The sequence below is a fragment of the Kiritimatiellales bacterium genome (assembly GCA_041656295.1).
GTDB lineage: Bacteria > Verrucomicrobiota > Kiritimatiellia > Kiritimatiellales > Tichowtungiaceae > Tichowtungia.
In genome coordinates, this window is the sequence record JBBADV010000004.1 from 25208 (window position 1) to 37482 (window position 12275).

General features: G+C 48.3%; 11 protein-coding genes. All 11 read right to left on the reverse strand.

Going from position 1 to position 12275, the window contains the following annotated elements:
* Positions 1–16 precede the first annotated feature (16 nt).
* Positions 17–2242 (reverse strand): hypothetical protein, encoded by a 2226-nt coding sequence (locus tag WC959_03440; GenBank protein ID MFA5688191.1) that lies wholly within the window; start codon positions 2240–2242, stop codon positions 17–19.
* A 72-nt stretch (positions 2243–2314) separates the two neighbouring features.
* On the reverse strand, positions 2315–3904 hold the full coding sequence (locus WC959_03445) for a right-handed parallel beta-helix repeat-containing protein (protein ID MFA5688192.1): 1590 nt from the start codon (positions 3902–3904) through the stop codon (positions 2315–2317).
* Positions 3897–5327, reverse strand: coding sequence for an MFS transporter (locus tag WC959_03450; GenBank protein ID MFA5688193.1), 1431 nt, complete (start codon positions 5325–5327; stop codon positions 3897–3899). The genes WC959_03445 and WC959_03450 overlap by 8 nt, the downstream gene beginning before the upstream one ends.
* The gene (locus WC959_03455; GenBank protein ID MFA5688194.1) at positions 5324–7036 is read right to left on the reverse strand and encodes a right-handed parallel beta-helix repeat-containing protein; all 1713 of its coding nucleotides are present in this window, start codon (positions 7034–7036) and stop codon (positions 5324–5326) included. The genes WC959_03450 and WC959_03455 overlap by 4 nt, the downstream gene beginning before the upstream one ends.
* Positions 7037–7045: 9 nt before the next feature.
* A complete protein-coding gene (locus WC959_03460) occupies positions 7046–7753 on the reverse strand; it encodes a hypothetical protein (protein ID MFA5688195.1) in 708 nt (235 codons plus the stop codon).
* Between the two features lie 27 nt (positions 7754–7780).
* Positions 7781–8491: a hypothetical protein gene (locus WC959_03465; GenBank protein ID MFA5688196.1), complete on the reverse strand. Its 711-nt coding sequence runs from the start codon at positions 8489–8491 to the stop codon at positions 7781–7783.
* Between the two features lie 18 nt (positions 8492–8509).
* Positions 8510–9532 (reverse strand): metallophosphoesterase, encoded by a 1023-nt coding sequence (locus WC959_03470; GenBank protein ID MFA5688197.1) that lies wholly within the window; start codon positions 9530–9532, stop codon positions 8510–8512.
* 250 nt (positions 9533–9782) lie between these two features.
* Positions 9783–10586: a PEP-CTERM sorting domain-containing protein gene (locus tag WC959_03475; protein MFA5688198.1), complete on the reverse strand. Its 804-nt coding sequence runs from the start codon at positions 10584–10586 to the stop codon at positions 9783–9785.
* Between the two features lie 130 nt (positions 10587–10716).
* Positions 10717–11097 (reverse strand): metallophosphoesterase, encoded by a 381-nt coding sequence (locus WC959_03480; protein ID MFA5688199.1) that lies wholly within the window; start codon positions 11095–11097, stop codon positions 10717–10719.
* Positions 11087–11275, reverse strand: coding sequence for a hypothetical protein (locus tag WC959_03485; protein ID MFA5688200.1), 189 nt, complete (start codon positions 11273–11275; stop codon positions 11087–11089). The genes WC959_03480 and WC959_03485 overlap by 11 nt, the downstream gene beginning before the upstream one ends.
* A 139-nt stretch (positions 11276–11414) precedes the next feature.
* A complete protein-coding gene (locus tag WC959_03490) occupies positions 11415–12170 on the reverse strand; it encodes a hypothetical protein (GenBank protein MFA5688201.1) in 756 nt (251 codons plus the stop codon).
* Positions 12171–12275 lie beyond the last annotated feature (105 nt).

Sequence of the window (12275 nt, forward strand, 5' to 3'; positions counted from 1 at the left end):
GGTCATGCTCCTTTTATTATCGTATGATTACATTATTGCAATTCTTTATGATAACTCCCTGCATACCGGAAATCACCGGCGCACCGTTTAATAAATTATTTTCAAGCAGAACGCCGTCCGCGCACTGAATGGAAACCGCCGGCGAATTTGCAGTTGTCAGCTGATTATTCTGAATGGTGATCTCGCGGTGTCCGATACCGGTTTTATTTTCCATTCCAATCACATTGATCGCCGGTCCGCCGCTATTGATCACCTGATTACCGGCGATATCCAGCCCGCGCACAAAACCGGATTCGAGCCACGCATAACTTGACTCAACCAGAATTGCATCCATTCCGGAACGCTCAATTACATTGCTGTAAATTTCGCCGGCGGCACGCACCAGAATGCCGCGCGACCGGTTGTAACCGAACCGGCAGTTGGCAATTTTAAACCCGTTGCCCATGCGGTCGCGCGCGCCGACTGCACCGCCAATCGCCATATTCTGTCCGCCGGAAATCCACTCCGGAGCATCTGCCAGCACAATTGTGTATTTGCTTGTTAAAAGTTCACGTACCTGTTTCAGAACACCGGCTTGTGTTTCAATCCAGGCAAGTTCCTCGGCGTTCACCGTTCCGTCCGCTTGAATTGAAACCACCTGCGCGTCGTTAAACGGCACGCCGTTTTTATTAATAATCTCAAGCCAATCGCCGGCCTGAATATCCATTGAGCGCCGCGCGATTACGGTGAGCGTGTTATTGGTTGCGCCGGCGATCAGATGATAAAGGCCGGAAAAATTCACCGCGTCATCGCCCTGAAAATATGCAGAACTTTCCAGCAGTTGCGCGCCGCGCACAGCGCTGGTGCTGTGATAACCGTCGGCGTTAAGTGAACGGACGCGAAAATGTTCGCGACGGACCGGATCAGATTCCAACGGCCGGCGGTCAATCACACATCGCAGATAGGTTGTGTTATCACAATCGCTTTCAAAAAAACCGAAACTGTTTGCGGCATAAAGCGTGATGTTTTCAAACCGGACGTTTTGCGATCTGCTGGCATAAACTGCATGCGGAATTGATCCGCCGGGCGCATGTTCAGCCTTAAGCACTAAAATATCACCAATCTGCTCGCCGCCCAGTTTATTCCGCTGCGACGAATCTTTGATCACTTTCAATTTGCGCGCATGAATCATTTCCGGCGCGACGAGATGATATTCACCGTAACGCAGTTCCGCACCATCGGCCTTAAAAATTTCACACGGACCGGGAACCGCTTTATCCGCCGCCGGAAATCCATCAAATAATTCTACGTCCAGTTCCATACCATCGCCGGAAACTGCAGTGACGCGCCCCTGCGTAAACGGCAGCGGATCATAATCAATCGTCATGCCGCGGATGGTGACATTAGTGCAGTTTTGAACAGTGATAGCACGCGTGGTTTCGGTGCAAACCATTTCAACGCCGGTGGCATCAATTGTGATATTGGTAAGATTCTGCAACAGGAGATGCTGCCGGCTTTTCGGTGATACATAATATCGCCCCGGCGGAATGACAATGTTTGTATTTCCGGCAGCGAGTTCAGCATTAATAAACTTCACCATATCAAACGTCTGAAGTGAAAACATGAAACCAAACTCCGGCATGATGGTTTCAATGATCAGCTCATCAAGATATGCGCTGGTGGCTGCATTGGTATCCTGATTATTAAAATGAACCTGCGCGTGTGAAAGCGTCACCGCCGCCGGTGCATCATCTTTGGTATGAGTGAACGTTCCGCTGTGAACCGTTGTTCCGTTAACAACCGCCAGCGCAGCACCGGCGGCGAAGTTGTACGTCAGTTCAACGCGAATTACATCGCCGGCGGCATAAACGCCGGTGAATTTTTCACCGGCGTTTTGATCCAGTACGCCGCCGAAAAACTGAGCGAATCCCGGTGCCAGATAAATGTACGGACCGGAACTTCCACCGGTAACTACGCCGTTATTATTTCCACCGAAACCGATTGCGATATAATTGGCCACCGGCGTGCGAACCACCGCCGAAATTTTCAGCGCGGTCATGTCCGGATATTCAGTTTGCGGCGACGATGTTCCGTTCGTTACGCGAACCCGGTAATTTGCACTGGCTCCGCGCTTGAAATACGCTTTGCCGGTACCGTCCAGCACAATGCTGTTGGTGTAGTGATAAAAATTTGTCAGCGTTGTAAACCAGCTTGATTCAGAAACATCAGCACCGGCGGGACCGGTGAAACTGTTTGAATACATAATTCCGGCTCCAGCGTTTTGGAATACCGGCAGCAGCAAAAGCAAAACAGTTTGTATGATTCTGCGCATAAGTTAACGGAAAGTGATGTTTTTTGAAAATTTGACCTGCACTTCCGGCAGACGGTTTGTCAATAGCCGACCGTTCAGCGTATTGTTTTCGAAGCGCGCATCTTCAACGCACTCAATAGAAAGCGCCGGAAGGTTCGCGGTGTTAAATGTATTACCAGAAAAAAGCAGTTTTTTGTGTCCCGGAAATTCACCAAGCCCGTGAATTTCCACCGCCGCGCGGCGGCTTTGATTCACTGTGCAGTTCTGTACCGTCAAATTCCGGACGAATCCGCCTTCGAGCCACTCATAACTCGGTGCAATTAAAAACGCCGCCATGCCGCAGTGTTCAATGGTTGTATCGCGAATTTCACCGTAGGACGCTTTTACCAGAATTCCGCGCGAACGGTTACGCGTAAAATGGCAGCCGATCACTTTAAACTGGTCGCCAACGCGTTCGCGCGAACAGATGATCGCACCCGGATTAACTGGAAACTGCTGATCAAGTTTAACAATATAACGCTGTCGTAACAGCATTCCGACAAGCGACAGGCTTTGCGTCAATTTAACTTCTTCCGGCAGTGCCGCGTCGGTAAGGCGAATTGAAACAACTTTTGCATCGGGCAGTGGTCTGCCGTTGAAATCAATCACTTCCACACAGTCGCCGGCTTGAATATCCATTGAGCGGTGCGCAAGTACAATCAGTTCGCCGCGTTCAGTGCCGGCAATGAAATGATAGGAACCGGTAATATTAATTGCATCGTCACCCTGAAAATGCGCAGTACAATTTAAAATCTGCGGGCCGTGAATTGCGGCTTTACTGTGATAGCCGTCGGCATTCAGCGAACGCACACGAAAATGTCCGCGCTGCACTGGATCGGATTCCGGCGCGCGCCGGTCGATCACGCAATCTTGATAAACCGTACGGTCGCAGCCGACTTCCAGGAAACCGAAGCAGTTGGAGGCGTACAGTATCATTTTTTCGAAGCGAATGTTTTTGGAATTTTCGGTGTAAACTGCGTGCGGATTGCGCCCGCCGAGTGTGTCTTCGGTGTCGAGCAGAATAATGTCGCCAACCTGCTCGCCGGCTTTTTTGTCGCGCGATTTTATGAGTCGCAGTTTTTTGCCGCCGAGCGGTTCAATGCGGAACGGCGCGTATTCATCGCAGCGGTACGTTGTTCCGTCCGCTTCAAACATTTCATATTTTACAGCAACAATTTTTTCCACCGGCGGAAATCCGTCGAACAGCTCAATATCATACGTCAGTTTATCGGCGGAAATCGCGGTGATTTTCCCCTGCGTAAATGGCAGCGGGTCGTAATCAATCGTCATGCCGCGAATGGTGACGTTGGTGCAGTTCTGCACGGTGATCGCGCGCGTGGTTTCGGTGCAGACCATTTCAACGCCGGCGGCGATGACGGTGACATCGGACAGATTTGCAAACAGCAGATGCTGTTTGCGCACCGGCGTTACGGTGTAACGTCCCGGCGGAATGACGATTTCTTTTTTTCCGGCGGCGAGTTCACCGGCGATGAATTGCGGCAGATTAAACGCTGTTTCCGCCGGCGCGGTGGAGATCAGCGCAATGCAAAAAATATTAAAAATCAGTTTACGCATTGTTTCTGGCTTTCCGCAGTTCAATAAGTTTTTGGCGGGTTTCATAGGCTTTCTTTTCAGTGATCGGATAGGTCAGCGCCAGCAGCACCGTCAGCAGCAATGAAACTCCGGCGACCCAGGTGAAGCTGAAATGGAGCCAGTAGACAGTTTTCGACGACTGCGTTTCGAGCGTGGCATCAAAGCCGGTCCACTGCAATACATAACCGGAGAGCCACATGGCCAGCGCACCACCGAATTTATACACCCAGCCGTACATTGCACTGAACATGCCTTCGCGGCGCTCGCCGGTTTTTAATTCATCGGCATCCACCGCTTCGGGAATCATTGCGTTAATGAACATATAACCGGCGGCACAGCCGATACCGAACAGCACGGTTGGAATAATTGAAAGATATGGATTGGCCGGCGTGTAAAACCACCAGCGCAGAAATGCGCCGACAACACAGAATGAAAACGCCACGATGAGCGCGGTTTTCTTGCCGGTTTTTTTCGACAGCCGGTCCATCACCGGAATGGCGAGCATGGTTGCAAACGGCATGATGTAACCGACGAGTGTCATCAGCTGTCCGGAGACAGTGCTTTTATCACCGTCGAACAGATGATAGATCGTCACATAATAACCGAGCGATCCGACGGTGACGACGCCGAGATAGCTAACGACAGTAATCAACCCGAGATTTAAAAACGGCCAGCACGACAATGTTTCTTTTATACTGGTCAATACCGGGATTTTTCCGCGATCCTTGCGCGCGTCCTGATGATCCAGTGCAACGTGCACTGACGGGTGCTCACGCGAAAAAATCGCGGTGATTAAAATCATAATAAAAATCAGCGCCGCAATCCAAAGACTGTTCCAGCGCATGCCGTCGGCGCGGTCGGCAAAACAGCTCATGCTGGTGAGAACATACAGACTCGACACTGCGATCACACCGACCTGTTCGAGTACGGAACGAATTGAAATGACGCTCGTGCGTTCGTGATAATCCGGCGACAGTTCCATGCCGAGCGCGGAATACGGCACCGATAAAATTGTGAATGTCAGATAGAAAAACAGTGACGAAACCAGCAGCCACCAAAAATAAAATGTGCTGCTCTGTCCAGCCGGAAACCACCAGACGGCGAGAAATCCAAGGGCGCACAGCGGTGCGCTGAGTGCCAGCCACGGGCGCCGGCGTCCCCATTTTGAACGGGTGTTGTCGGAAATATGTCCCATGATCGGATCGGTGATGGCATCCCACAACCTGCTAATCAGAAAAATCCAGCTGATGGCAACCGGACTCAAACCGAGCGTGTCGTTAAATACCGGATAAGTGAACTGCATGTATGCCTGAATCAGCAATGCATAGCCGAGCATGCCGCAGCCGTAACCCGTTTTTCTGAAAAACGGAACTCTGTCTACCGGCGCTGTTGTGTGATGACTCATACCAACGCTTCTTCCTCCACGCAGTTGAGTTCCTGCATCCATTCGCCGCGCAAAGAACCGTTTACATTATTATCCGCCACATCAATATTCCGGCACGCTTCAAACGTCAGCATCGCACGCATACGCCCGAGCGGCGGATAGGATTCTGTGCGCCGGATTGTATTGCCGGCAAAACGGATTCCGTCGACCGATCGCGCAAAGAGTATTCCGGTGTCAAATGAAAAAAACTGATTGTTTTCGATGCGAATATTCCGGTGAAAACACTCCGGATTTTTTTCCGGTACCGCGATTTCCGGGTTAATATCAATCACCGCACGACCCCATTCCGGTATGCCGTAGCAGCAGTCGCCAAATTCATTGTTGCGAATCAGCACATCGCGCACCGCGCCGGATTCGAACCAGTAGTTTGCATCGCCGCTGATTTTTATTCCGGCGCCGGATGATTCAATCCGGTTGTTTTCGATAATAACTTTGCCCGGTGTTGAAATCAGATAGCCGCGGGCGCGGTTATTGCGGCAGATGCTGTTTTGAATCAGCAGATCCGGCGTCCAGCTCATATTTTCTACTGCGTGTTTCGGTTGAACAAAATCCGGCAGGTCATTTTCGAACGTGATGAGTGAATATTGCGAATTAATCCACGTTACATTTCGAATTCTGTTTTCAGCATAACTCAACAGCGTTTGGTTATCCACCAGATGCACGCGGTCGCCGGAAAATCCGATTTCAACGCCGTGCTGTTCGCAATGCACCAGTTCAACCAGCAGCGTGCGGCAATCAACCACCTTTTTAATCCGTGTATTAATTCCGTGCACGTTGCACGGATCGTCAAGCTGACCTTCAAACTGACAGTTGTCTACGATAATTTGCCCCCGGCAGTTTACAAAATGCGTTGCGTCCACCGTCACCGAAAGAATCCGCCCGTCCGCCGGTTTAATCTGACAGTCTCGCATTGTGACGTTTTCGCAAAACTGTCCGATCACGCCCATGCCGCCGGCGTGAAACACCGTCACATTTTCAAGCAGCGTATCTTTGCTCAGCTTCAAGTGAATTCCGGGACACCAGCGGTGAAAATGCCGGAAAATCAGGATATTGCCGGATTTCGGCAGATGCGGAAATGATTCAACTAAACGGATTCTTCCGGCGCCAGCATATTCCACTTTCAACGTTTCAGGGAAACCGAGTCCCAGCGAATCGCCGCTCATATATGCCGGCCCGCGCGTAACCGAATCCATTTCAAAAATACCTTCCGTCAGCGGACTTTCCCAGCCCTCGCCTTCAAACATCAGCGCGCTGTTTTCAATGCGGTACGGATAGCGTGCAGGATCAATTTCTACCGTCACACCGGATGCGTCTGCATCAAGCACCATACCTTCGGAATAGAACATACGCTGCCAGTCAATCGAAAAATTCTTTAAGGTAATATTTGAAGACTGCTCGACAACAAACGGAATGATTTCACCGTGAAAGATGAATTTCGACCCACCGCCGTCAATGACAACATTTTTCTTTCCAATCACCGGAAATGCAACGCGTTTTAAACTGTGGCGATTGTTGGAAATATAATAATATTTCTCAAACGCAAACTCAGGCCAGAAGTGATATTCACCGGACGAAAACTTAATCACCGCTCCGTCACTGCAATTCTGCAACACTTCAATTATCTGCAGGGTGGTGTCTTCGTATCCCGCTTTTATAATAATTTCTTTCATGATAATAAACTACTTCACCGTTGCAGTTGCACTGAACGTTTTGAGTTTTATATTTGTCTGGTTTCCTTTGCGGGACACGTTCATATAAAGTCCAACGCCTTGTACATCGGTAAATTCAACGTTCACCGGCGAATTCCCGATAGAATAATCTTCAGTTGAAATTGTACGCCACTGCACCGCCGCCGGTTTTATTGAAAACAGTTCTGCGCCGGAGCCTTTCTTTTTAGCGTCCGATACATAATAGACACCGCCTTGTCTTACAACGAAGCGGATGTCCATCGTGCTCGCGGAAATTCCGGTGAAAATCGCCGACAGTTTATCGTCTGCCGAAAACGTCGCTGTTTTTCCGGCACCGGCAAGAAAATCAGTTTTATTCCACACGAGAATTCCCTTGCCGGCAGTTTCATAACCATCCTGCAACGGCGGATAAACAAAAAGCTGAAAGCCCTCGTCATACCATCTGAGTTTTGAATCATATTTTGCATCCGGAGACCATGATGTGATGAATCCACCGTGTACGGCTGAATTCGTTCCACCCGCGTCGGCAATCAACGGACGGATATCCGAAAAATTCCAAATATAACCGCTGTTCTTCATCACGTCCGCTTTGCGCGAACCGACACTGCCCAGTCCGGCGCGATTAAAATTTACAATTTCCACCGCTGATAAAATCCCGGCAGCGGGAATTGCTATTAAAAACAGTATTATTTTTTTCATTCAATCCCCTCCAAAATATCGCCGGATTTATTTTATTGTGGCATTCGCCTGAAAATCATTAAAGCGAAGAAGCGACTGATTTCCTTTGCGCGTTACGTTCATATAAAGTCCAACGGCCTGCACATCGTCGAACTCAACCGGAGCCGCCGATTTCTCGATGCTGTAATCATCCATTGAAATTTTATTCCAGGAAATACTCGCTGGTTTTACGGAAAATATTCCAGTAGACGGATCGTTTTTGACCACGCCGGAAACATACCATGCATCACCCTGCTTCACCGCAAAACGAAAATCGCGCGTGCTAGCGGATACCGCCATAAAATTACACGACATCGTGTCGTTAGCAGAAAGTGAAACGCTCTTAGTATTCGCACCGTTCAGGAAATCTTTTTTATTCCACAAGAGAATACCTTTGAAAGCCGTGTCCGGACCAGCGCCGAGATTCACCTGCATTAAAAACTGGTGCGTATACCATTTCAGTGCCGGAAGATAAACTGGGTCGGGTATTGACCATGTGGCAATCATACCGCCGTACACCGTGCCATTCGTTCCGGTCGGATGAGTCAGCAGTATTTTAGATTCTGAAAATGCCCAGACAACTCCGTTCGCAGAGCGGGAATCCACTTTGCGTGACACTACCGTCGGCGCACTTTCCGGACGGGAAAAATGGACAATTTCAACAGCCTGAACAAAAAAACCGGCGGTTAATGCGATTGTAATTATAACTGACTTCTTCATCGTATACTCCTTCTGTTTTTATCCTAAATCGAATCTGAACTGATGTGCTTCGCCGACTGCATAATAATTCCGGTACGGCGAGTAATCCGTTACCTTCACTGTTTTACTCCCGGGCGTGAATTGTAAAATCCGCAGCGAGCCGTCATCACGGATCGTCTGCCGTTCCGGTGCGGTTCCATCACGCGGCAGCGGACGTACGCCGCCCTGAAAATTAATCAACATCTGACAGACTTTATTTCCGGCATCACCGGTGCTTTCAAGAAAACCGGTGCCGTTGTTCAGCACATGCCCGTTGAACGTCATTTTTACATTCGGATGTTTTTTCACCAGCTTCTGCCAAAGTTCCTCGCCGTCATTGGATTCCGGCATTGGATAACTGTGCGGATTCCACGTCTGATCTTTGCCTTTTTCGGCCCAGTTATAACGCGTGCTGTCGCTGTAAAGATATGCGTGTGTAAAAACAATTACGTTTCGATCAGAATTCGCGGCAACAATTTTATTCCCCCATTTAACAACTTCATTGCGCGGACCCCATTCCAGCGCCAGCAGCAGCCACTTCTCGCCGCCGGCTTCAAATAAATGATAGGTATTCTGCATATCACCGGTTTTCAACGCTCCGCCAAACGTCGGCCACGCCGCATATTTTTTATACGGCAGATATTCATTCAGTTTCGTTTCGCGGGTGGCAACCGGACGATAATCATGATTGCCGGTCACGAACGCATACGGAATTTTTGCATCGTCCAGCACCGCAAAACAGTTGCGCGCATTCTCCCACTCAGGCTCAGAATTCATGTTCGTAATATCGCCGAGCTGCAGAACATATTGGATATTCAATTCGTCGCGTTTTTCAGCAATCCAGCGCGTCTGGCTCAAAAACACTTCCGGAAACTCCTGAGAATAATACTGCGTATCCGGCAGAAGAATCAGACTCCACGAATCTTTATTTCCGGTGAGCTGCGCTACGGAGCTCCATGCTCTGCTGCCACTCAACGCCGCTACGGTCCACAATGAATTATTAATAAACGCCCGTCTATTCATATTTATTTTCTCTCGTTTACTGAATTAAAGATACCCTCGCCGTCAGAAAAGATAAAACGAGAAAGCGCAGATCAATAATTTTACGTAAAATTAAGTGCGATAGACAATAAATCTTCACCGCCAGATGTAGGTCGCATGACCCCAAGCGATGCCGGGCGAGGTCACTCGGCCCACAGCCAGCACCGAACAAATTAAACAAAAAATGCGCGGAAAGAATTCCGCGCATTTTTAATCAGATGTTTAATTCAAATTACCAAATTTTCTTGCGCATCAAATACGCAAATAATCCGCCCAGTCCAAGAATTCCAACCGTCGCCGGTTCGGGAATAACAGAGGCCGTGACTGAAAATCCACCGCCATCAATTCTTAGATTAACCTGTCCATTCCGAGTTCCGTCAAAATAAAGTCCAACGCCTTGGACATTATCAAGCGTCAATCCAGTTGATGCAGTCGTTGCAATGTTGTAATTTGTTCCATCCGAAATGGTGAGTTCATGCCACGATGTGGTCGTCGGATCGAGCGAATAGGTCCCACCTGAAGTCATGCTATCTGCGGCGGAAGACACATACCAATTGCCGTTTTCATTGATCGCAAACCGGGTGTCCCATAGAGCACCATTGGAAAGCGTAGCAAAAGTAACATCCAGGTGATCTCCGGCTCTAAAGCCGACTATGTCTGTGCCGCTCACATTTAAAAAATCACTTCTATCCCAATATATCATCCCCAATATACCAGCACCTGTCGTCGAAGGAACAGATGTTGAAATTTGCAACCCGCCATAAGTACTGCCGTACAGTCGAAAAATAACTGCAGATTCGGCGCTTCCTGTATCAATTATTGCCCCTCCGCGCAGAATTCCGTTTGTACCAGTGGTTGTTGAAAGCACCGCATTCGTAGAAAAATTCCATATACGGGCATTACCGATCTTCGTATCTTCAGTTGGCGCATTGACGGTACTCAACCCTGTACGATCAAGGGTGATAATGTCCACAGAAGAAAACACATTAACCGCCATAATCAATGCCATACCTATTCCTACAATCGCCTTCTTCACCTCTACCTCCTTATTGTTACTTGTGACTCCACCAAAACTGAACGGTTTTAAAATACGCCTTCAGCAAATTATGAAAATGTTAATTTATTAAGTTTAAATTTTACGTAAAAATAGCAATAAATATCGTCTATTAATTGCCGGATAAAATTTCTGCTGTCGCGGAAAAACTGTTCAGCTTAAAATTAATTTGCCGGTTGGAACCGGAACGTGTGCCGCACATATAAAATCCGACGGCTTCAACATCATTAAAGTCGACCGGCGAAATCATTGCGCTGCCGAAGGTCAGCCAGACCGCATATTTTGCATACGGCAGACAGGTGTTTATGCCGGTTGTACGGCTTGCACGTGGACGGTAATCATGATTACCGGGCACAAACGCATAAGGCATATTCGCATCGTCAAGAATCTTAAAACTCGCCCGCGCATGTTCCCACTGCTCATCATAGTTATTATTGGTGATGTCGCCAAGATGCAGCACATATTTAATGTTCAGCAGATTTTTATTCGCCACAATCCACTGCGTCTGCGCCGTAAACACTTCCCAATATGACTTCGCATAATACTGGTGCGTCCGGCAGAATAATCAGCGGCCACTGTTCACTCGTACCGGACACTTTCACTTTTCCGGCCAAAGAAAGTGCAACTGACATCGCCAGCATGCCTTTAAAACACTGTCGTCTCTTAAGCATAACGATGCTCCGTTTTTAAAATCGTAAACCATGATCAGAATACCTCCGCAGACGGGAGATAAAACGAGAAACTCCGCACCGGTTGTTTTACGTAAAAGCAACGAACTATGCCGGATTCATCCAGCCGCCTTTTACGGTTTCATTGATGCATTATCACCAGCCGTAATGTACGTCCTGAACCAACGGTGGCATCGGCAATAAAATCATTAATCCGGACAGTGACCTGACCGTTTTTCCGCGCACCGTTTATATAAAGGCCGACCGCCAGAACATTATCAAATGTAATAGGTTCAGCTGTGACGCTGATGGTATAATTTCCATTCGTAGAAATGGCATGCCACGTCCCGGTTGCCGGAACAGAGGAAAAAACACCACTGCCGGTGGCAGTTATATTTTGATCTGAAACATACCAGGTTCCGCCCTGATTAATTACAAACCGTATATCCCAGGTTGTACCGCCGGATCTTGTCTCGAAGCTCGCCGAAAGAGAATCGGTGCCGGAAAATCCGACTAGTTGCGTATCGGCATTATTTAAAAAATCAGATTTATCCCAGAAAATGATTCCGGTTAAATCAGCATCTGTACCGGCGCCTCCAACCGATAACTGGATCGCATCATTGTAATACCGGAACAGAACATTCGTTTCAACGGCTGTCCAGCTGTAATTCATGCCGCCGTAAACCGTGTTATTTGTCCCTTTTACATCGTCTTTGAGAAGTTCCTCTGTGGTCGAAAAATTCCACATCCGCGCGGTCGGGGTTGACACATCAGGATTTCTTGCCGAATTACCGACTGTATTCGGAGTTCCGGCCTCTTCACTCCGGTCATAATCAACAACTGTCACTGCCGATATACTGACTGCCAGCGTAGAAACAAAACATATTAATTTATTCATAATTCCACTGTATTTTCATTATTGAATGCCAATTATATTGCATAAAAGAGATATATTTGATAGAAAAAGTTCAAAGGGCACCGAATAGTTATTTTACGTAAAAAC